At 73.1% G+C, this 20,671-nt stretch carries 16 protein-coding genes; 3 read left to right on the top strand and 13 right to left on the bottom strand.

The annotated features are described in order from the left end of the window. The 13 genes from ABTY20_RS09185 to ABTY20_RS09125 form a co-directional block, all read right to left on the bottom strand. A complete protein-coding gene (locus ABTY20_RS09185; RefSeq protein ID WP_351996336.1) occupies window positions 1–984 on the bottom strand; it encodes an iron-siderophore ABC transporter substrate-binding protein in 984 nt (327 codons plus the stop codon). Continuing rightward, window positions 981–1,835, bottom strand: a complete 855-nt coding sequence (locus tag ABTY20_RS09180) for an ABC transporter ATP-binding protein (RefSeq protein WP_351996335.1) — start codon at window positions 1,833–1,835, stop codon at window positions 981–983. The genes ABTY20_RS09185 and ABTY20_RS09180 overlap by 4 nt, the downstream gene beginning before the upstream one ends. 80 nt (window positions 1,836–1,915) lie before the next feature. After that, window positions 1,916–3,097 (bottom strand): spore photoproduct lyase family protein, encoded by a 1,182-nt coding sequence (locus ABTY20_RS09175; protein ID WP_351996334.1) that lies wholly within the window; start codon window positions 3,095–3,097, stop codon window positions 1,916–1,918. 189 nt (window positions 3,098–3,286) lie between these two features. Then, window positions 3,287–5,551, bottom strand: a complete 2,265-nt coding sequence (locus ABTY20_RS09170; RefSeq protein ID WP_351996333.1) for a catalase — start codon at window positions 5,549–5,551, stop codon at window positions 3,287–3,289. 450 nt (window positions 5,552–6,001) lie between these two features. Beyond that, entirely contained in the window at window positions 6,002–6,226 is a 225-nt protein-coding gene (locus ABTY20_RS09165) for a hypothetical protein (RefSeq protein WP_351996332.1), read from the bottom strand. A 167-nt stretch (window positions 6,227–6,393) separates the two neighbouring features. Next, window positions 6,394–6,906: a peptide-methionine (S)-S-oxide reductase MsrA gene (gene msrA / locus ABTY20_RS09160; RefSeq protein WP_351996331.1), complete on the bottom strand. Its 513-nt coding sequence runs from the start codon at window positions 6,904–6,906 to the stop codon at window positions 6,394–6,396. A 110-nt stretch (window positions 6,907–7,016) separates the two neighbouring features. Beyond that, window positions 7,017–7,460: an ATP-binding protein gene (locus ABTY20_RS09155; protein WP_351996330.1), complete on the bottom strand. Its 444-nt coding sequence runs from the start codon at window positions 7,458–7,460 to the stop codon at window positions 7,017–7,019. A gap of 90 nt (window positions 7,461–7,550) precedes the next feature. Next, the gene (locus tag ABTY20_RS09150) at window positions 7,551–9,689 is read right to left on the bottom strand and encodes a prolyl oligopeptidase family serine peptidase (RefSeq protein WP_502991775.1); all 2,139 of its coding nucleotides are present in this window, start codon (window positions 9,687–9,689) and stop codon (window positions 7,551–7,553) included. Next, window positions 9,662–11,446 (bottom strand): N-acetylglutaminylglutamine amidotransferase, encoded by a 1,785-nt coding sequence (locus tag ABTY20_RS09145; protein ID WP_351996328.1) that lies wholly within the window; start codon window positions 11,444–11,446, stop codon window positions 9,662–9,664. The genes ABTY20_RS09150 and ABTY20_RS09145 overlap by 28 nt, the downstream gene beginning before the upstream one ends. Before the next feature lie 146 nt (window positions 11,447–11,592). After that, window positions 11,593–12,783 carry a carboxylate-amine ligase gene (locus ABTY20_RS09140; protein ID WP_351996327.1) on the bottom strand — a complete coding sequence of 397 codons (1,191 nt, stop codon included), beginning with the start codon at window positions 12,781–12,783 and terminating at the stop codon, window positions 11,593–11,595. Between the two features lie 162 nt (window positions 12,784–12,945). After that, entirely contained in the window at window positions 12,946–13,266 is a 321-nt protein-coding gene (locus ABTY20_RS09135; RefSeq protein WP_351996326.1) for an STAS domain-containing protein, read from the bottom strand. After that, on the bottom strand, window positions 13,263–14,540 hold the full coding sequence (locus tag ABTY20_RS09130; RefSeq protein WP_351996325.1) for a PP2C family protein-serine/threonine phosphatase: 1,278 nt from the start codon (window positions 14,538–14,540) through the stop codon (window positions 13,263–13,265). Before ABTY20_RS09130 ends, ABTY20_RS09135 begins: the two co-directional genes overlap by 4 nt. Then, complete coding sequence (locus ABTY20_RS09125) at window positions 14,537–15,343, bottom strand: alpha/beta fold hydrolase (protein ID WP_351996324.1); 807 nt, start codon at window positions 15,341–15,343, stop codon at window positions 14,537–14,539. The genes ABTY20_RS09130 and ABTY20_RS09125 overlap by 4 nt, the downstream gene beginning before the upstream one ends. Window positions 15,344–15,577: 234 nt before the next feature. Between ABTY20_RS09125 and htpG the strand changes: the two genes are divergently transcribed. The 3 genes from htpG (at window position 15,578) to ABTY20_RS09105 (ending at window position 20,562) form a co-directional block, all read left to right on the top strand. After that, window positions 15,578–17,476: a molecular chaperone HtpG gene (gene htpG / locus ABTY20_RS09120; protein WP_351996323.1), complete on the top strand. Its 1,899-nt coding sequence runs from the start codon at window positions 15,578–15,580 to the stop codon at window positions 17,474–17,476. Window positions 17,477–17,827: 351 nt separating this feature from the next. After that, window positions 17,828–19,135 carry a cation:proton antiporter gene (locus ABTY20_RS09110; RefSeq protein WP_351996322.1) on the top strand — a complete coding sequence of 436 codons (1,308 nt, stop codon included), beginning with the start codon at window positions 17,828–17,830 and terminating at the stop codon, window positions 19,133–19,135. 251 nt (window positions 19,136–19,386) lie between these two features. After that, window positions 19,387–20,562 (top strand): trypsin-like serine protease, encoded by a 1,176-nt coding sequence (locus ABTY20_RS09105; RefSeq protein WP_351996321.1) that lies wholly within the window; start codon window positions 19,387–19,389, stop codon window positions 20,560–20,562. Window positions 20,563–20,671 lie beyond the last annotated feature (109 nt).

Genomic DNA, 20,671 nt, shown 5'->3' with positions numbered 1-20,671 from the left:
CTACTTCGTCAGCGAGGCGACGAGGGCGTCGGCGTACGCCTCCATCGAGCCGGTGCCGCCGAACATCCAGATGCCGTCGTCCAGCCGGTGGACGTCACCGGACTTCACGAAGGGCAGCGACTTCCACACGGAGTTGTCGGCGAGCTCCTTGCCGAAGGGGTCGCTGGCGGCATCGCCGTCGTTGCCGATGTAGGCGAACTGGACCTCGCCCAGCTCGGTCAGTCCCTCGACGTCGGTGGCGGCCAGGCCGTAGGCCTCGTCGCCCTTCTGCTTCCAGGCGTTCTTCAGTCCGAGCCGCTCGTTGACGGCGCCGATCAGCGAACCGGAGGTGTAGGGGCGCAGGGAGACCTGGTTGGAGGCGACGTAGCCGTCGGCGAAGGCGATCTCCGCGCCGTCCAGGCCGGCGTCGGTGAGGGTCTTCTTCCCTTCGGCGAGCTTGGCGTCGAACTCCTTCTTCAGCGTGGCCGCGCGCTCGGTGGTGCCGGTGGCCTCCGCGATGAGGTCGACGTTCTCCAGCATCCGCCCGATCGGGTCGGCGGCGTCGGCGGACTTCACCTCCAGGACCGGGGCGACCTTGCGCAACTGCTTGACGGCGTCGGGCTGCAGGTCGGTGGTGGCGACGATGAGGTCGGGCTCGAGCGAGGCGATGGTGTCCATGCTGGGCTCGCCGCGGGTGCCGATGTCCTTGGGCTCGTTCTTGAGCGGGACGGCGGCGTCCCAGGTGTTGTAGCCCTTGACGTCGGCGACGCCCACCGGGTCGACGCCCAGGGAGACCAGGTGCTCGACGACGTTCCACTCGGTGCCGACGACCTTCTTGGCGGGGCCGTCGAGCTTCACCTTCGCGCCGGTGGCGTCGGTGAGGGTGATGGCCTGCACGGACTCCTCGGCGTCGGCGGCGTCGGCGGCGGGTTCGGTGGTGCCGCAGGCCGCCAGCAGGAGGGCGGCGGCGGTGGCCAGGGGCGCGGTGAGCAGGAGTCGTCTCATGAGGTGGTGCCGAGCCTTTCGCTTCGGGTGTGGTGACGGCCGAGGGCGCGGGTGCGCAGCCGGCCGGTGAGGGGGTCGGTGTCGACCTCGATCCGGATGCCGTAGACCTCGGTCAGGCGCTCCGGGGTGAGGACGTCCTCGGGCGGGCCCTCGGCGACGACGCGTCCGGCCGCGAGGAGCACGATCCGGTCGGCGACGGCCGCCGCCTGGTCGAGGTCGTGCAGGACGACGCCGACGGCGATGCCGTGCTCGTCGGCCAGGTCGCGCATCAGGTCGAGGAGTTCGACCTGGTAGCGCAGGTCGAGGTAGGTGGTGGGTTCGTCGAGGAGGAGGACGCCGGTCTCCTGCGCGAGGCAGCCGGCCAGCCACACGCGCTGGAGCTGCCCCCCGGAGAGGTGTTCGGCGCCGCGCTCGGCGAGTTCTGCGACGCCGGTGAGGGCGAGGGCGCGGTCCACGGCGGCGCGGCCGCCGGGGTCCGTGCCGCCCCACCGTCCCCGGTGCGGATAGCGGCCGAACTCGACGACGTCCCGCACGCTGAGACCGCTGGGGGTGGGGCGTCCCTGGAGCAGCAGGGCGACGCAACGGGAGAACTCCCGGGGGCCGAGGGCCAGGGCGTCGGTTCCGGCGTCGAGCGTGAGCGTGGCGCTCCTCGGCCGCTGCAGCCGGGCGACGGTGCGCAGCAGGGTCGACTTGCCGCTGCCGTTCGGGCCCACCAGGGCGGTCACCTCGCCGGGCCGCAGGGTCAGTGCCGCGTCGTGCACGACGTCGGCGCCGTCGTACGCCACGGTCACATCGGTGGCCGACAGTTGATGGCCGTGCGGACCCAGGGCCGCCTCTTCAGCAGGAATCACGAGGCAAGGTTAGCCTACCCTTAATTCTCGTTATCGAGGGGTGACCTGGGAGAAAGCCGGAACGGGTTCCTGCCGTCCCCTCAGAAGGCGTAGCGGATATCCAGCCACGGCGCGTGCCGGGCGACCAGGTCACGCAGCTCCGCGAGGGCGGCGCGCTTGGTACCGGCGCGGTAGCGGAGGTTGAGGGCGTCGTTCTGGGAGCGCTTGGTCTCCTGCGCGGCGGGTCGCCACAGCACGTCCTCACCGCGCGGATGCCAGCGGAGGTTGACCTCGTGCAGGTCCGCGTTGTGGGTGAGCATGATGACTTCGGCGCGGGCCTGCCGCCTCACGTGCTCGGGCAGGACGTCGTCCATGTGCCGCAACAGCTCGGCCCAGGCGTCCTGCCAGCCGGGACGGATGACGACGGGTGAGAGGTTGAAGTGCACCTCGTACCCGGCGTCGAGGAAGTCCGCGGCGGCGGCGATCCGCCGGTCGACCGGGCTGGTGCGCAGGTCCAGCAGGCGTGAGTCGTCGGCGGGCATCACCGAGAACCGGATGCGGGTGCGGCCGCGCGGGTCGAGCTCCAGCAGGTCGGGGTTGACGAACTTGGTCGCGAAGGACGCCTTGGCGGTGGGCCAGTCGCGGAAGGCGCGCACCAGGTCGGCGGTGTTGTCGCAGACGAGGGCGTCGACGGAGCAGTCGCCGTTCTCCCCGATGTCGTACACCCAGGCCCCGGGGTCGCACTGGTTGGGCTCCGTCTTGGGGCCCTGGGCGGCGACGTGGCGCCCGAGGTGGGCGATGATCCGGTCGATGTTGGTGAAGAGGGTGATCGGGTTGGCGAAGCCCTTGCGGCGGGGCACGTAGCAGTACACGCAGGACAGGGCGCAGCCGTTGGACGGGCCGGGGGCGATCCAGTCGGCGGAGCGGCCGTTGGGGCGCGTGGTGAGGGTCTTCTTCACGCCCAGGACGAGGGTCTCGCGCTTGATCCGCATCCAGCGGTCGGCGCTGCCCTCGTTGCCGTGCAGCTCGGGGATGCGCCAGTGGGAGTCCACCTCGATCAGCCGGGCCCCGGGGAACCGGGCGAGGACCTGCCGTCCGCGGGGCGAGGCGGCGGCGGCCGGTTCGGCGTGGATCTCCCGGATCGCCAGGAGCCGGCGCGCCTGCGCGGAGTCCCGGAAGGCGGGAGCGGACGGCGCCGGTCCGGCCGCCGGTGCCGCCGGCAGCTCCTCGATGCCGAAGAGCGGCTCCTGCGGGCCGTGGGACGGGGAAGGGTGGTGGCGCATGTGCTGACCGGCTTCTCGAACGGGGAGGCGGTACGAGGTGCCCGCCGGCCGGGTCCGGCGGAATCCGGCCGTCCTCCACTGTACGGCGGCGGGACGGTGCACCGCGGCCGGCCGGAACGCAGGTCACCGGCCCTCTCCGCCCGGACGGGCGTACGGGCGGTGGTGCGCCTGCCGGCCGCGGCCGGGGTGTCAGGCCCGGGTCGTGAAGCGTTCCCAGACCCGGTGCGAACCCAGCAGCTCGCGGACGCCCTCGAGGGCGGCGGAGCCCGAGCCGGCGATCACGATGCCGGGGGCGTCGGTGGGGACGCCGGCCGCTTCGAGAGCCGCCTCGCCACCCGCCCACGCGCCGATCGCCTTGCCGTGCCGGAACGCCTCCGTCAGCAGCTGGCCGACCCGCGGGTCCGCCGCCGGCCGCCGCGCCGACGGCGCGCCCTTGCCGTCGCGCGCGCCGGACGCGTCGCCGCCCACGGCCGGCGGGCCCGCCAGCAGTACGGCGTCGAACTCGATGGAGCGCGCGGTGACGTAGCTGCGCTGGGCCGTCAGCGCGTTCCCGCCCGTGCCGAGCGTGCCGCCGTTCGGCGCGACGACCAGCGGGACCATGCCGGCTTCGAGCACCGCGTCGCGTACCGCGTGCACCGCGTCGAGATCGCCGTCCGGGGCGGTGAGGATGCCGATGACACGGCCGTCCACCGGCCAGGTCCCCCCGATCTGCGAGAGGGCCGGGCTCGGCTCGACGTCGGCGAGCGGCACCGTGGGCTCCGGTGCGGGCAGCCCGAGGCCCTCGGCGACACCGGCGCACAGTTCGGGGTCGATGTTGGCCAGGACCTGGAGGGTCCGCACCCTGACGGCCTCCTCGTAGCACCTGCCCAGCTCGAAGGTGTAGGCGCCGATGATGTGCTCGCGCTCCACCGGGCTCATGCTCAGCCAGAACCGGCGGGGCTGGCTGAAGTGGTCCGCGAACGACTCCGGCGCCTCGCGCACCTTCCGCCCCTCCGGGACGGTCACCGGCGTCTCGATGAACGCGCTCGTGTCCGCGCCCGCGGTGAACGGGCATCCGCCGTCCAGGGAGTTGGGACGGTAGGGGGCGACGCCCCGGTGCACGGCGGTCTGGTGCATGCCGTCGCGCAGCATGTCGTTGACCGGGGCGTGGGGGCGGTTGATGGGCAGCTGCGGGAAGTTGGGACCACCCAGGCGCGTGATCTGCGTGTCCAGGTACGAGAACAGCCGTCCCGCGAGCAGCGGGTCGTCGGTGACGTCGATCCCGGGGACGAGGTGACCGACGTGGAAGGCGACCTGTTCCGTCTCGGCGAAGAAGTTGGACGGGTTCCGGTTGAGGGTCATCAGCCCGATCGGCTGCACCGGGGCGAGCTCCTCGGGCACGAGGTTCGTCGGGTCCAGCAGGTCGATGCCCTCGAAGGTCTGGTCCGGGGTGTCGGGGAAGGTCTGGATCCCCAGTTCCCACTGCGGGTACGCGCCCGCCTCGATGGCGTCGGCGAGGTCCCGGCGGTGGAAGTCCGGGTCGTTGCCGTTGATGAGCTGCGCCTCGTCCCACACCAGGGAGTGCACGCCCAGCCTGGGCTTCCAGTGGAACTTCACCAGTGTCGTGGCGCCCTCGTCGTTGACCAGCCGGAAGGTGTGGACGCCGAAGCCCTCCATCATCCGGTAGGACCGCGGGATGCCGCGGTCGCCCATGAAGAAGAGGGTGTGGTGGGTCGCCTCGGTGTGCAGCGAGACGAAGTCCCAGAAGGTGTCGTGGGCGCTCTGCGCCTGCGGGATCTCCCTGTCGGGGTGCGGCTTCGCGGCGTGGACGACGTCGGGGAACTTGATGGCGTCCTGGATGAAGAAGACCGGGATGTTGTTGCCGACCAGGTCGAAGACGCCCTCGCCGGTGTAGAACTTCGTGGCGAAACCGCGGGTGTCGCGCACGGTGTCGGCGGACCCGCGTGAGCCGACCACCGTGGAGAACCGCACGAACACCGGTGTCTCGACGTCCGGCGCGAGGAATCCCGCCTTGGTCACGGAGGCCGCCGTGCCGTAGCTCCGGAAGACCCCGTGCGCGCCCGCGCCGCGGGCGTGGACCACGCGCTCCGGGATGCGCTCGTGGTCGAAGTGCATGATCTTCTCGCGCAGGTGGTGGTCCTGGAGCAGTACGGGGCCGCGCGGCCCCGCCTTGAGCGAGTGGTCGGTGTCGTACAGCCGGGTGCCCTGCGCGGTGGTCAGGTAGCTCCCGGACTGCGCCACCCTGGCCTGGTCGGCGCCGGTGGGCGACACGGTGGCCGGGCCGCTCTGGTCCGGCTTCGGCGGCAGCGGCTCACGGGGCTCGGTCGGCTCCTCCACGGACGGCGGCTGGGGACCGGGCCGCCCGGGGATGCCGTCGGCCGGGGCCGATCCGTCGTCCTGCAGCTTCTCGGTGATCTTCTTCGCTGCCCGCTTGACGGGGTTGGCCTCGCTCATGGGGGTGATGCTCCTCCGCTTCAGACCGGCCACGGACGGGTGGCCGTGCGTTCGGTTGCCGACTGCGGCGATCCAGGGGGCACAGGGTGTGAAGAGGGTGTCGGGTGCCGTCAACGTCTCACGCCGGGCGCGCCCGCGCAGCGGACGTCCGCCGCCGGGGTGAGGTCCCCGCCCCGGAGCGCCGTGCCCCGCACCTCGGCACACCCGCACCCCCCTCTCCGCTCCTTGCCGCCGGATCCGACCGCCCCGCCCACGTACCCCCGGTCCGGCGGTCAAGGCATGCGGATTCGGCCCGGCACCTCACCCCGGCGGCGGGCGCCCGCCGGCCGGTTCACGCCCCGGGGCCCTTCCACGCGATGTCTCATCACTTGGATCAAGCGCTGAACTAAGCCCTCGGGGGCCGCTTCCAGTCCTCCGGCACGCCCTGGTGCGCGGGGAGCCGCGCCCGGTTCAGAACAGCCGGCCCTGCTCGGCGGGGGTGGTCCGGCGCGGGGTGCGGCGCGGGCCCGGGACCCGTGCCGGGGTCTCCTCCCCGAACAGCGGCGCCGTGCCGTACTCGTCCGGCTCGGCCGGCACCGCGACGGGGCCGGTCCCCACGTTGAGGCACAGCGGGGCGTCGAGGTCGAAGTCCCCGGGCGTCATGTCCGTCCAGTCGCGTTCCCGACGCTCACTCACCGACGCTCCGCTCCCCGTCCATCCGGCCAGGCTATCGGTCGTCCGGTGCCCCGGTGACGACGTGCTGCGCGGCCCCGTCCGGCGATGGGACGCAGATCACATCCCTGCTCCGGTCGCACAGGGCGGAGCCGGTTCCCGGCCGCCCGGACGGACGGCCGGGGGCCGGGTCAGGCCTCCGCGCGCTTCGGCAGCCGCCAGCCGGGGCGCGGGAAGTGGCAGGTGTAGCCGTCCGGGTAGCGCTGGAGGTAGTCCTGGTGCTCCGGCTCGGCCTCCCAGAACGGGCCGGCCGGCACGACCTCGGTCACCACCGGGCCCGGCCACAGCCCCGAGGCGTCCACATCGGCGATCGTCTCCTCGGCGACGCGCTTCTGCTCGTCGTCGAGGTAGAAGATGGCGGAGCGGTAGCTCGTCCCGATGTCGTTGCCCTGCCGGTTCCTCGTGCTCGGGTCGTGGATCTGGAAGAAGTACTCCAGGATCGTGCGGTAGTCGGTGACGGCCGGGTCGTAGGTGATCTCGATCGACTCGGCGTGGGTGCCGTGGTCGCGGTAGGTCGCGTTCGGCACGTCACCGCCGCTGTACCCGACCCGCGTGGTCAGCACGCCCGGGAAGGTGCGGATCAGCTCCTGCATGCCCCAGAAGCAGCCGCCCGCGAGCAGCGCCCTCTCCTCGGTCCTCGTCATGTCGTCCCGCCCTTCTCCCAGGTGTCCTGCGACGTTCCCCAGTGAGAACCCCGTCGCGAGCACCATTGTTCCGGCCGTGCCGGCCCCGCCGTACGGCGGGGTCCGCGGGCTCAGGCGAGGAGCGAGATGCGGGCCGTGATGCTCTTGCCGGCCGGCTCCTGCCGCACGTCCAGGGCCTGGGCGACGGCCATCACGATCTCCAGTCCGTGCTGGCCCACCCGGCCGGGGTCCGCGTCCCGGGCCACCGGGGGCGCGGGGTTGCCGTCCCGGACGACCACCTCGACGGTGTCACCGGCGATCCTCAGGTCGAGGCCGACGGGCCCCGGAGCGTACTTGCGGGCGTTGGTGACCAGCTCGCTGACCACCAGCTGGGTGATCTCCACCGCGCGGGTCGACACCGGCAGGCCGTCCTCCACCCGTACCCGGTCCAGGAACGCGGCGGCGAGATGACGTGCCTGGGCGATCCAGGTGCCGCCCTCGTCCAGGGCGTACGAAGCCCGCAGCCGCGGCACCTCCGGCACCGTGTCCCCCTCGTCGACTGGAACTGGTTCCATCCGGTCCGCCCTCACTCACCGATCACACCGCGCGACTACCCGCATCGCTCCCCCACACGCCACCGAAGTGTGACAGGTGCCCCGGACATCTCACCCCGCCAGGTGCCGTTCCAGCCAGTCGGCGGCGGTCCGGCGGAACAGGCGGCGGTTGTCGGAGCGGCGGAAGTCGTGGCCCTCGTGGCGCAGCAGGAGGCATTCCGCCTCCAGCCCGCGTTCCCTGGCGGCCCGGACGAACTGCTCGGACTCGCCCGGGGGCACGTTGGTGTCGTGCTCGCCGTGCACGGCGAGCACCGGGACCCGCAGGGCGTCGACGCGGCTCATCGGCGACAGCGCGCGCAGCAGCTCCCGGTCGTGCTCCGGGTGCCCGTACTTGTGGGCGGCGGACTGCGCGATCCAGGGCTCGGTCCCGGCGAAGAAGGTGGTGAGGTCCGACATGCCGCAGACCGCCACCCCGGTGCGGAACAGCTCCGGGTGCCACACCAGGGACGCCATCACCAGGTAGCCGCCGTAGGAACGGCCCATCACGGCCATCCGCCGGGGGTCCGCCAGGCCCTGGACCATCACGTGCGCCGCGCAGTCCGCGACGTCGTTGATGGCGTCGAAGCGTCCCGCGCCCAGGTCCGCGTCGACGAAGGAGCGGCCGTGGCCGGACGAGCCGCGGACGTCGGGCGCGAACACGTCCAGTCCCCTGCCCAGCAGTTCGAGGTAGAGCGGGTCGAGCACCGGGCGCTCCTGCTCCTCCGGCCCGCCGTGCAGGTGCAGGACGCACGGTGCGGGTTCGCCGGGCGAGCGGCCCGGCGCACGGTAGTACCAGCCGCCGAGGGTGAGTCCGTCGCGGGCGACGGGGCTCATGGGCATCGGCCGTACGGACGCGCGGCCCGCCGGGAGCGCGTCCTCGTCGCGTGAGGACCACGGCGTGCGCAGGGGCAGTCCGTGCGGCAGCCACCACACTCCGGGATGGCGCCGGGACCCGGACAGCGCGACCACGGTGACGTCGGGGTCGGCGGTGGGCGCGATGCGCGTGACCACCTCGTGGGGCAGGCCGACGGTCCGTGCGGCGCCGGCGGAGGCGGACCGGGACGCCGGGACGCCGGCCGGGAGGTCGGGCGACCGGGCGGCGGTCAGCGCGGTCACCTCCAGTTCGCTGACCCCGCGCACGTTCCACGCCAGCACCGCGCTCCGCCCGTCGCGGCCCAGGGCGAGCAGCTCCAGACCGCAGTCGGGGCGCTGGGCGGCCACCGTGGTGCCGAGCAGGTGTCCCCGCGGATCGAGGTGCGCGGCGACGAGGGCGGCGTGCTCCCGGCCGCCGTCGCTGCGCAGCCACACGGTGCCGGCGTCCGGTGAGAAGCCGCCGATCCACGGGTCGCCGTCGGCGACCGGCAGCGCGCAGGTCACCACCCGGTCGCCGGTGCGGACCACGAGGGCCTCGCGGCGTCCGCGGGGGCCCCGGTACACCAGGGCGAGCCTGCCGTCCCGGCTGAGGTCGCACACCCGCTGGTTGGCCGCGCCGCGTTCGCTCGCCAGCAGTACGGGCGCGGCCATGCCCTCGGGGTCGACGAGGTAGGCGGAGAGCGCCCTCGGCTCCGGTTCCCCGGCGGGCGTCGTCCGGTCACCGTCGAGGGCCCCCGGGGCGAGCCCGTGCCGTGGTACGCCGGGTTCCAGCAGCACGGCACGGCCGTCGCGGCCCGGCCGGGTGGGGCGGGAGACGCCGTCCGCCCCGGGGTGCGCGGCGAAGGGCCGCCCGGGCGGGGCGGAATCGGTGACGGTCACCGCGATCGCCGAGCCGTCGTGCTGCCAGCAGCCCAGCCGTGCGGAGGTGCCCGGCTCGCCGCCGGCCAGCAGGCGCCGCCCGGTGCCGTCGGGGCGTACGCACAGGACGCTGGTGAGCTCGCCGCCGTCCGGCGCCACGGTGTAGGCGATCCAGCGCCCGTCCGGGGACCAGGACACCTCCGTGACCGGATTCGGGTCGGCGTCGAGCCGGTGCACCTCCTCGCCGGACACGGGGCCGGTCCACAGCTGCGGCACCCCGGCCCGGTCGCAGATGAAGGCGACGTGCCGGCCGCCGGGGTCGACCGAGGGGTACCAGCAGCCGTGGACGGCCGGGGGCGGCACGTCGTACGGCGTCGAGGTGTCGGCGAGCGGGGCGGGCTCGGGCGCGGGAAGCGCCCGCGTGGTGGCGTCGGTGCGCGTCTCCATGGGCGTCAGTGGATCCCGTGCGTCTGCAGCCATGTCTCCAGCAGCGCCGTCTGCCACAGGGTGTTCGCCCCTCGCCTGGTGCGGTGCGCGTTGGGCGCGGCCAGCAGTTCGGCGACGAACTCCTCGCGGAAGACGCCCCGGGCCCTGGCCTCGGGGGCGGTGAGGGTCTCGCGGACCCGCTGGAGGACGGGCCCGGCCATGTGCTTGATCGCCGGGACGGGGAAGTAGCCCTTGGGCCGGTCGACGACCTGGCGCGGCAGGACCTTGCGCCCGGCGGCCTTCAGGACGCCCTTGCCGCCGTCCGCGAGCTTCAGCTCGGGCGGGCAGGCGGCGGCCAGTTCGACCAGTTCGTGGTCGAGGAACGGCACCCGGGCCTCCAGGCCCCAGTCCATCGTCATGTTGTCGACCCGCTTGACCGGGTCGTCGACCATCATCACGAGCGTGTCGAGGCGGAGCTGGGCGTCGAGTGCCGTCTCCGCGCCCTCGGCCGCCATGTGCGCGCGGACGAACTCGGCCGAGGTGTCCCGGTCGGGCAGCAGGTCGGGGTGGAGCACGGCCGCGAGGTCGGCGTGCGAGCGGTCGAAGTAGGCGTCGACGTACGCCTCGGCGGCGCGCGGCCGCGGCACGCCCGCCATCTGCGGGTACCAGTCGTAACCGGCGAACACCTCGTCGGCGCCCTGGCCGCTCTGTACGACCTTGACCTCCTTGGCCACCTGCTCGGACAGCAGGTGGAAGGCGACCACGTCGTGGCTCATCATGGGCTCGCTCATGGCGCGGACGGCCCCGTCCAGGGCGCCGGCGACCCGGTCGGAGGGGACCATCAGCTGGTGGTGGCGGGTGTCGAAGTGCCGGGCGACGAGGTCGGAGTAGTGGAACTCGTCACCCTCCTCGTCGCCCTCGGACTCGAAGCCGACGCTGAAGGTCGCGAGGTCCTCCTGGCCCTCGTCGGCCAGCAGGGCCACGATCAGGCTGGAGTCCAGGCCGCCCGAGAGCAGCACGCCGACCGGTACGTCGGCGACCATGCGGCGGCGCACCGCGGTGCGCAGGGCGTCGAGCACGGCGTCGGTCCAGTCGTCGGCGCCGAGACCGGCGTACTCGGGACGGCGGGTGTGGACGGGGTGCCAGTAGCGGTGATCGCGGTGGGTCCCGTCGGGCTCGACGACCCGCACCGTGGCCGGGGGCAGCTTGCGTACGCCCCGGAGGACCGTGTGGGGGGCGGCGACGGTGGCGTGCCAGCTGAAGTACTGGTGCAGTGCGACGGGGTCCAGCGAGGTGTCGACGCCGCCGGCCGCGAGCAGCGCGGGCAGGGAGGAGGCGAACCTCAGGCGTTCCGCCGTGGCGGAGAGGTAGAGCGGCTTGACGCCGAGCCGGTCGCGGGCCAGGACGACGCGTCCGGTGTCCTGCTCGACGATCACGAAGGCGAACATGCCGTGGAAACGCTCGACGCAGCCGGTGCCCCACTGCTGGTAGGCCTTGAGCACCACCTCGGTGTCGGACTCCGAGAAGAAGCGGTGGCCGGACGCCTTCAGTTCGTCCCGCAGTTCGCGGTAGTTGTACACGCAGCCGTTGAAGACGCCGGCGAGACGGGCGCGCGGGTCGGTCATGGGCTGGGCGCCGCTGTCCGAGAGGTCGATGATCTTCAGTCGGCGGTGTCCGAGGGCCACCGGCCCCTGGGACCACAGGCCGCGTCCGTCGGGACCGCGTGGTGCCAGCCGGTCGGTCATGCGTTCCAGCGCCGCGATGTCCGGCCGTCCGCCGTCGAACCGTATCTCCCCGCTGAGGCCGCACATCAGTGGGTCCTCCTTTCCCTCGGATCCTGGTCCCGGGGCGGGGTTGAAGAGGCATGCGTACTGCTGGGCATGGCGGTGTGACACTCTCCTCGGTCAGGGGACGGGGATGCGCATGAGGACGGCCGGGTACCGGCGGTCCGTCCGGGTCAGCCAGGGGTGCCCGGGGCCGTCGCCGGGCGGACGCGGGCCCGGGCGGCGCCGTGCGGGGCGGCGGGACGCCGGCGACGGCGGCCGGGGGCGGCGGGCGTGAGGCGGTCGCCGCGGGTCTCGGCGACCAGCATGTCGACGCCGGCGAGCAGGTCCTCGTCCTGAGTCGCCCGCCGCAGCCGGTGCGCCGCGCTGCCCGCCGCCAGGGTCTCCTCCAGGAGCGTGCGCACGGTGTCGAAGTCGCCGGAGGCCTCCAGCGCCGGGCGCAGCCGGTGCACCATCCCGCGCAGCACCACGGGGGCCGGGGCGCCGCGCCGGGTCTCCGGATCGACGAGCGGGCCCTCGAGGCCCGAGCGCGCGGCACGCCAGGTGGCGGCGCGCAGCCACTCGTGGCGTCCGTCGCACCCGGGCTCCGCCCCGCGCTCCAGACGGTCGAGGGCGTCGCGCACCAGCGCGCGGAACAGTCCGGCGACCAGCACCACGGTCTCGGCGCGCGGGCAGGCGTCGCAGACGCGCAGTTCCAGCGTGCTCTGGTGCGCCGAGGGCCGTACGTCGTGGTAGAGCATCCCGGCGTCGGTGATGACGCCCGCGCCGATCAGCTCCGTCATCGCGGCGTCGTAGTCGGCGGCGCTCCCGTAGCACCCCGCGGGGCCCGCGGTCGGCCACCGCTGCCACAGCATGGTGCGCCAGCTCGCGTATCCGGTGTCGGATCCGAGCCAGAACGGTGAACTGGCCGACAGGGCCAGCAGCGGCGGCAGCCAGGGCGACACCAGGCACATGGCGCGCACCGCGGTGTCCCGGTCCGGCACGTCGACGTGCACCTGGGCACTGCAGATGAGCTGCTCGTCGGCGACCCGGCGGTAGTCGTCGGCCATGCGCCGGAACCGGGGGTTCGCGGTGACGTCGCGGGAGGTGACGCGGGCCAGTGGAACGGTGCCCGCGGCCACCACGGCCAGACCCAGGGAGGAGGCCGCCGCGTCCAGCCGGCGCCGGGCGCCGGACAGGTCCGCGAAGAGGGCGTCCAGCGTGTCGTGGACCTGGCTGTTGCTCTCCACCGCCGACTGCTGCAGCTCGCCGGCGAACCCGGATTCGCCGAGCCGGCCGAGCAGCACGCCGGCACGCGGCACGAGCCGACCGCTCTCCACGTCCAGGACGTGGAACTCTTCCTCTGCTCCGATACGCACCGTCACCGCTGGTCCCCTTGCCTTAGTCCCGTGCCGTCCCCGCGCGGCCCCTGAGGTCACCGGCGGTGAATGCGGCACGTCCCGGGTGCCCCGGATCCGGCGGGCGCAATCGGACCGCGGTTCGGACCGGCGGCCGGGCCCCGTGGGCAGGGGAGGTCCGCGGCCCGGCTAGGCGACGTCGCGGATGTCGAAGACTTGATCGAGTCCGGTCATGTCCAGCAGGCGCCGCATGTTGGCCGACACGTCCACGAGGACGACCTGGGCGCCGACCGAGACGACGTGGTTGCGGACGGCGATCAGCGCGGTGATGCCGCTCGAGTCGCAGAACGCCAGCTTGCCCAGGTCCACCGCCAGGAGGTGTCCGGCGGGCAGCGCGGCCTCCCGCGCGGCGCGGCGCAGTTGCTGCGCGTTGGTGTGGTCGAGGTCGCCGGCGACCTCCAGGACGAGAGCGGCGGGCGTGGGAGAGGCGGTGATCGTCAGAGGTGTCATTCCGAGGTTCTGAATCCGGTGTCGGTTCGGGCGGGGGGACCGAGGGCGAGCAGGGCGGTGTCGTCGTCCAGACCTTCGCCGAAACCTTTCAGCAGGTCCGTCAGGGCATGGATGACGCGGTGGGGGCCCGAGGGGGCGAGGCCGGACGCGAAGGCCTCCAGGGCTTCGTAACCGTACAGCTCCCGGTCGGGGCCGGTGCGGGCCTCGGTGAGGCCGTCGGTGTACAGCAGGAGCGTGTCGCCCGGCTGCAGGGTGGTGCCGGCCGGGACGAACTGCGCCCCGGGAAGGGCCCCGACGAGCATGCCGCCCCGGGTGTGCAGGTACTCCGCCCGGCCGTCCGCGCGCAGGACCAGCGCGGGAGGATGGCCGCCGGAGGCCAGGCGGACCTCCACCGTGTCCCCCGTGCGTTCCAGGACGCCGAACACGGCGGTGCAGTACCGCGGGTCGTCACCGGTGTACCGGTCCTGCAGGACCAGGTCGAGCATGCGCAGGTTGGCGACGGGGTCGGAGTCGTGGAGCGCGGCGGCGCGCAGGGTGTAGCGGATCAGCGAGGTCAGTGCGGCGGCCTGCGGCCCCTTGCCGCACACGTCGCCGAGGAAGAACGCCGACCGGTCGCCGTCGAGCGCGAACAGGTCGTAGAAGTCGCCGCCCAGCTCCATCGGCGAGGCCGTGTGGTAGTGGCAGGCGGCCTCCACACCGGGTATGTCGGGCAGGGCCGCGGGCAGCAGGCTCCGCTGGAGCACGGCCAGCGCCTCCCGCAGTGCCTCGCGGTCGGCCTCGGCCTGCAGGCGGGCCTCGTCGGCCGCGCGACGGGCGCGCAGCAGTTCCTTCTCGTAGGCGCGCCGGTCGGTGGCGTCGAAGACGGTGGTCCGGATCAGCAGCGGCTCGCCGTCGTCGCTCTTCTTGACGGTCGAGGTGACCAGCACCGGCAGCCGGGAACCGGATGCGGTCCTCATCTCCAGGGCGATGCCGCCGAGGTGCCCCTGCATGCGCAGCAGGGGGGCGAAGTGCGTCTCGTGGTAGAGCTTGCCGCCGACGGTGAGCAGGTCGCTGAAGCGCATCCGGCCCACCACCTCCTCGCGGGACAGGCCGAGCCAGCCCAGCAGGGTCGCGTTGATCTTGGCGATGGTGCCGTCCATCAGGGTGGACAGGTAGCCGCACGGCGCCGACTCGTACAACTCCTCGGCCGAGTCCTCCAGCAGCGCGCTGAACGCCGCGCGCGTGCCGGGCACGCCTGTGCCCGGTTCCTCCGAACCACCTGCCCCCCGGGTCATCGGCCGAGGGCCGACACGAACGCACGGATCGCGGCGGCGGTGGCCTCCGGGGCGCTCAGCTGGGGGCAGTGACCGGTGGCGTTCAGCGTGACCAGCTCGCTGCCGGGTATCGCGGCGTGGACGTACGCGCCGACCTCCGGAGGCGCGATGACGTCCTGCTCGCACTCCAGGACCAGGGTGGGCACGGTCACGCCCGCGAGGTCCTTGCGGCTGTCGGACAGGAACGTCGTGCGCGCGAAGACGCAGGCGATATCCGGGTCGGTGGCGCAGAAGCTGTTGGTGAGTTCCTCGCCCAGCTCGGGCCGGTCCGGGTTGCCCATGATCACGGGGGCCATGGCCGCCGACCAGCCCAGGTAGTTGGAGTCCAGCGACTCCAGGAGTTCGTCGATGTCCTCCGCGCTGAAGCCGCCCCGGTAGCCGTCCTCGTCGATGTAGCAGGGCGACGGGCACACCATGACCAGGGAGCCGATCCGGTCCGGGGCCGCGGCCTGGGCCAGCACGCCGGTCATCGCGCTCACGGAGTGGCCGACCACGACCGCGTCCCGGAGATCGAGTTCCTCGCAGACCTCCACCACGTCACGGGCGTAGCCCTCGAGGGAGGAGTAGCGCTCCTCCCGCCAGGCCGACAGGTCGGAGCGGCCCGCGCCCACGTAGTCGAAGAGCACCACGCGGAATTCCCGGGCCAGGACGGGCTCGACCAGCCGCCACATGTTCTGGTCGCAGCCGAACCCGTGCACCAGGACCACGGTGCGGCCGGAGTCGCGCCCGGTCACGCGGATGTTGTTTCTGCGGTGGATGCTCATCCGCCCATGCTCGCACGCCGGGCGGACGGACCGTCGCGGCGGGCCGCGGGGGGGGGCCGTCCGGCGGGGCGTCCCGGGGTGCGGTGCCGGGCCCCGCCCCGCGGAGCGGGCCCGTGCGGCCGACGGGGGTCCCCGCCTGACCCGGCGGGGAACGCGACCGGCCGAGCCCGCCATTCATTAGAGTGATCGCGCCAGTATCCGGTGATCCGTGGATCAGTGAGGTAATCGCGCATCATGCCGACCGAAACGTTTGAGTTCCAGGTAGAGGCCCGTCAGCTGCTCCAGCTGATGATCCACTCGGTCTACTCGAACAAGGACGTCTTCCTCCGTGAACTCGTCTCCAACGCCTCCGACGCGCTCGACAAGCTGCGTCTGGCCAAGCTGCGGGACGACTCCCTCGACGCCGACGTCTCCGACCTGCACATCGAGCTGGAGATCGACAAGGACGCCCGCACCCTCACCGTGCGGGACAACGGCGTCGGCATGTCGTACGACGAGGTCGGACAGCTCATCGGCACGATCGCCAACTCGGGCACCGCCGCGTTCCTGCGCGAGCTGAAGGAGGCGCAGGACACGGCCGGGGCGGAGGGGCTGATCGGCCAGTTCGGCGTCGGTTTCTACTCGGGCTTCATGGTCGCGGACGAGGTCACCCTGCTCACCCGGCGCGCGGGCGAGGCACAGGGCACCCGCTGGACGTCCCGCGGCGAGGGCACGTACACCCTGGAGCGGGTCGACGACGCGCCGCAGGGCACGTCGGTCACCCTGCACCTCAAGCCGGCCGACCCCGACAACCAGCTGCACGACTACACCTCGGTGTGGAAGGTCAAGGAGATCGTCAAGCGCTACTCGGACTTCATCACCTGGCCGGTGAGGCTGGTCGGCGGGACGGGCGAGGACGGCGGGACGGCCGAGCCCGAGACGCTGAACTCGATGAAGGCGCTGTGGGCGCGCTCGCGCGAGGAGGTGTCCGAGGAGGAGTACCACGAGCTGTACAAGCACATCGGGCACGACTGGCGCGAACCGCTGGAGACCATCCAGCTGCAGGCCGAGGGCACCTTCGAGTACCAGGCCCTGCTGTTCGTCCCGTCGCACGCCCCGCACGACCTGTTCCACCAGAACTTCCGGCACGGGCTGCAGCTGTACGTCAAGCGCGTCTTCATCATGGACGACTGCGAGGCGCTGCTCCCGCCGTACCTGCGCTTCGTCAAGGGCGTGGTCGACGCCCAGGACCTCTCGCTGAACGTGTCCCGCGAGATCCTCCAGCAGGACCGGCACATCCGGATGATGCAGCGCCGGCTGACGAAGAAGGTACTGGCGTCGGTCAAGAGCATGATGACCGGCGACCCCGAGCGGTACGCCACGTTCTGGCGGGAGTTCGGCGCCGTGCTGAAGGAGGGCCTGGTCACCGACCCCGACAACCGTGACGCCCTCCTCGCGGTGGCCTCGTTCACGACCACGCACGGGGACGACGGCACGTCCACCCTGAAGCAGTACGTGGAGCGGATGCCGGACGGGCAGGACGACATCTGGTTCGTCACCGGCGAGTCCCGGGAGAGCCTCGACGCCTCCCCGCACATGGAGGCGTTCCGGGAGCGCGGCATCGAGGTGCTGCTGCTCACCGACCCCGTCGACGAGGTGTGGGTCGACGCCGTGGGCGAGTACGAGGGCAAGCGGCTGCGGTCGATCGCCAAGGGCGAGGTCGACCTCGACGCGCGGGAGGACGACGGGGGCGAGGGCGAGCGGGAACAGCGGACCGAGGAGTACGCGGGTCTGCTCGGCTGGATGCGGGAGCGGCTGGACGAGGACGTCAAGGAGGTGCGGCTGTCGACGCGGCTGACGGTGTCCCCGGCCTGTCTCGTGGCCGACGCGAACGACCTCACGCCGGCGCTGGAGAACATGTACCGGGCCATGGGCCAGGAGGTGCCGCGCGCCCGGCGCGTCCTCGAGCTCAACCCGGATCACGCGCTGGTGAAGGGCCTCAACGCGGCGTACCGGGAGCGCGAGGACCGTTCCGGCCTCACCGACACGGCCGACCTCCTGTACGCGCTCGCCGTGCTGGCGGAGGGCGGCCGGCCGAAGGACCCGGCGCGGTTCGTGCGGCTGATGGCGGACCGGCTGGAGCGCACCCTGTGAGGTGCCGGTGATCACGGGCGGACCGGTCCGGCCGTCCGCGGCCTGAGGACCGGGATCACCGTCATGAGGACGTAGGCGGTCAGGGGGACGACCGGTCCCCTCGGCACGTCACGCCCCCCGGGCAGGGGATGCCCGGCGGACGCGGCCGCCGCGGCGGCGTTCACCCCCGGCCGCGGCGGGAGCAAGCCCGGGTACGGGCGTCGGCGTACGCCGGACGCGGTCAGCGCTCGCGCGGCCCGGCGCACCCCGACGGGGGTGGGCCGGGCCGCGTCGGCCGGGTTCCCGCCGACGGGATGATGTTCCGGCCGAGGCCGCGGCGTGTCCCCGGCCGACTCTGGGCACCTGTGAGCGGTGAGCTCACCCGATTATCTTTTCACCCTGCTCGGTGCCGGCGCCCTCGGCGCGGCCGTACTGCCCCGGCTGGTGGCGCGCAGACCGCTGTCGTTGCCGCTGGTGTTCCTCGTCTGCGGGGTCGTCCTCCAGCTGTCGCCCCTGCCCGTGCCCGACATCGACCCGGTGGCGGACCGGACGTGGGTGGAGCACGTCACCGAGATCTGTGTGATCGTCTCCCTCATGGGCGCCGGTCTCGCCCTGAACCGGCCGTTCGGCCGTCGGCGCTGGCAGGGCACCTGGCGGCAGCTGGGCGTCACCATGCCGTTGACCATCGCGGCCGTGGGCCTCCTGGCCTGGGGCCTGCTCGACTGGCCGCCGGTCGCCGCGCTGCTGCTGGCCGCCGTGCTGGCGCCGACCGATCCGGTGCTCGCCTCGGAGGTCCGGGTGGGCGCGCCCACCGACTCCGAGCACGACGAGGACGAGGTGCGCTTCACGCTCACCAGTGAGGCCGGGCTCAACGACGGCCTCGCCTTCCCCTTCGTCCTGGCGGCCGTCGCGCTCGCCGCCGCGGGCGGACGTCCCACCGGCGACGGGACCGCCCACTGGGTGCTGGTCGACGTGCTGTACAAGTGCGCGATGGGCGTGTCCGCGGGGCTCGCCGTCGGCGCGCTGCTCGGGTGGCTGTTCTTCCGGGCGGGCCGGCGGGCGATGCGGCTGTCCGAGCACCGGGAGGGGTTCGTCGCCATCGGCGCCACGTTCCTCGCCTACGGGGTGACGGAACTGCTGCACGGCTACGGCTTCCTGGCCGTGTTCGTCACCGCCTGCCGGATCCGCCGGGCGGAGCGCGCCCACGGCTACCACACGGTGCTGCACGACTTCGTGGAGCAGGTGGAGCGGCTGCTCACCGCCGCACTGCTGTTCCTGCTCGGTGTGTTCGTCGCACAGGGCGGGCTGGCGTCGCTGACCTGGCAGGGGGCGGCCGTGGGTCTGCTGCTGCTGTTGGCGGTCCGGCCGCTGACCGCGTGGGCCGCCCAGGTCGGCACGTCCGCCGGCCCCCGTGAACGCGTGGTGATCGCCTTCTTCGGGATCCGCGGCATCGGCTCGCTGTTCTACCTGGCCCATGCGCTCGGCTCCGCCGGTTTCGGCGTTCCGGCCGAGCGGTTGTGGGCGGTGGTGACCTTCACCGTGCTGGCCTCCGTCGTGCTGCACGGGGTGAGTGCCACCCCCGTCATCTCGCGCCTCGACCGGCTGCGGACCCACCGGGCCCGGGCGGGCGGTGCGGGACCGGAGCCGGACGAGGCCGAGGTGGCGGGCGAACGGCTCTGACCGCTCCGTTCCCCGGCGGGAGGGGACCCTCCCCGCGCGGGCTCTCCCGGAGGAATCCCTCCGGGAGGGCCCGCGCCCTCGGTGCCGGCCGGATCCGGACGCGGTCCCCGGGACACACGGGAATCGGGCCCCGCATTGGCATAGACCTGACATCGATCGGCTCGCTAAGCTCTGTTCAACTCAGGCTGAGAGCGCTCTCACACTGCGGTTGTTCCACCCCCACCTTGCTGGAACGACGAAGGGCACCTTCCATGAGACGCACCCGACTCGCGCACGCCGGCGTGGCCGCCCTGCTCATGATCGGCAGCTGGACCGCGGCCGGCACCCTGCCGGCCGCGGCGCAGGACGCCCCCGGCTCCCCCACCGCCCGCACCGCCGGCTCCGCGCCCGCCTCCGCCGGCCTGCTGGAGGCGATGCGGCGGGACTTCGGGCTGACCCGCGCCGAGGCGGAGGACCGGCTGGCCGCCGAGCGGAAGGCCACCGACCTCGCGCCCGAGGCCCGCAGGACCGCCGGACCGGCGTACGGCGGCGCCTGGTTCGACGCGAAGAGCGAGAAGCTGACCGTGGCCGTCACCCCGGACGCCGACGCCTCGACGGTACGGTCCCTGCGCGCGTCCGGCGCGGCCGTCCGCACCGTCGAGCGCAGCGCCCGGCAGCTGGACGCGGCCAAGTCCCGCATCGACCGCCTGGAGGCGCCCTCGGGCGTGAGCAGCTGGGCCGTCGACCCGGCCGCCAACACGGTCGCCGTGAACGTCGTCGCCGGCGCACGAGCCGACAACGATGTCCGCGCGTTCCTGGACGAGGCCCGCGAGGCCGGCCCGGTCACCGTGCGGACCGTGCGGGCCCCGGCCCGGACCTTCGCCGCCGGAACGGTGGGCGGCGACCCCTACTACACCGGCAACGTCCGCTGCTCCATAGGCTTCTCGGTGCACGGCGGCTTCGTCACCGCCGGACACTGTGGCGGGGCCGGCGGCCAGGTCAGGGGCTGGGACGGCTCGTACATCGGCACCTTCCAGGGCTCCTCGTTCCCGGGCAACGACTACGCCTGGGTGAACGTGGGCAGCGGCTGGTGGACGGTGCCGGTGGTGCTCGGCTGGGGTACCGTGCCGGACCGGCTGGTGCGCGGCTCGGCGGAGGCGCCGGTCGGCGTCTCGGTCTGCCGCTCCGGCTCCACGACCCACTGGCACTGCGGCACCGTGCTGGCCAGGAACGAGACGGTCAACTACAGCCAGGGCGCGGTGCACCAGATGACGAAGACCAGCGTCTGCGCCGAACCGGGCGACTCGGGCGGCTCGTTCATCAGCGGCGACCAGGCGCAGGGCGTCACCTCCGGCGGCTGGGGCAACTGCTCCGGCGGGGGTGAGACCTGGTTCCAGCCGGTCAACGAGATCCTCAACCGCTACGGACTGACACTGCACACGGCCTGACCCGCCACGACCGGGAGCGGGCCCCGCCGGACGACCGGCGGGGCCCGCTCCCGCACACGGCCGGAAGTCCCCCCAAAAGTTACCGTGCCGTAACCCACTCATAGGTTAC

The organism is Streptomyces sp. NPDC126497 (genome assembly GCF_040302425.1).
GTDB lineage: Bacteria > Actinomycetota > Actinomycetes > Streptomycetales > Streptomycetaceae > Streptomyces.
This window is presented reverse-complemented; position numbering and strand designations above follow the sequence as displayed.

Excerpts from the sequence above, each read along its gene's own strand:
- ABTY20_RS09185 (WP_351996336.1), bottom strand. The coding sequence starts at position 984 with ATGAGACGACTCCTGCTCACCGCGCCCCTGGCCACCGCCGCCGCCCTC.
- ABTY20_RS09175 (WP_351996334.1), bottom strand. The coding sequence starts at position 3,097 with ATGCGCCACCACCCTTCCCCGTCCCACGGCCCGCAGGAGCCGCTCTTC.
- ABTY20_RS09170 (WP_351996333.1), bottom strand. The coding sequence starts at position 5,551 with ATGAGCGAGGCCAACCCCGTCAAGCGGGCAGCGAAGAAGATCACCGAG.
- msrA (WP_351996331.1), bottom strand. The coding sequence starts at position 6,906 with ATGACGAGGACCGAGGAGAGGGCGCTGCTCGCGGGCGGCTGCTTCTGG.
- ABTY20_RS09155 (WP_351996330.1), bottom strand. The coding sequence starts at position 7,460 with ATGGAACCAGTTCCAGTCGACGAGGGGGACACGGTGCCGGAGGTGCCG.
- ABTY20_RS09150 (WP_502991775.1), bottom strand. The coding sequence starts at position 9,689 with ATGGCTGCAGACGCACGGGATCCACTGACGCCCATGGAGACGCGCACC.
- ABTY20_RS09145 (WP_351996328.1), bottom strand. The coding sequence starts at position 11,446 with ATGTGCGGCCTCAGCGGGGAGATACGGTTCGACGGCGGACGGCCGGAC.
- ABTY20_RS09135 (WP_351996326.1), bottom strand. The coding sequence starts at position 13,266 with ATGACACCTCTGACGATCACCGCCTCTCCCACGCCCGCCGCTCTCGTC.
- ABTY20_RS09130 (WP_351996325.1), bottom strand. The coding sequence starts at position 14,540 with ATGACCCGGGGGGCAGGTGGTTCGGAGGAACCGGGCACAGGCGTGCCC.
- ABTY20_RS09125 (WP_351996324.1), bottom strand. The coding sequence starts at position 15,343 with ATGAGCATCCACCGCAGAAACAACATCCGCGTGACCGGGCGCGACTCC.
- htpG (WP_351996323.1), top strand. The coding sequence starts at position 15,578 with ATGCCGACCGAAACGTTTGAGTTCCAGGTAGAGGCCCGTCAGCTGCTC.
- ABTY20_RS09105 (WP_351996321.1), top strand. The coding sequence starts at position 19,387 with ATGAGACGCACCCGACTCGCGCACGCCGGCGTGGCCGCCCTGCTCATG.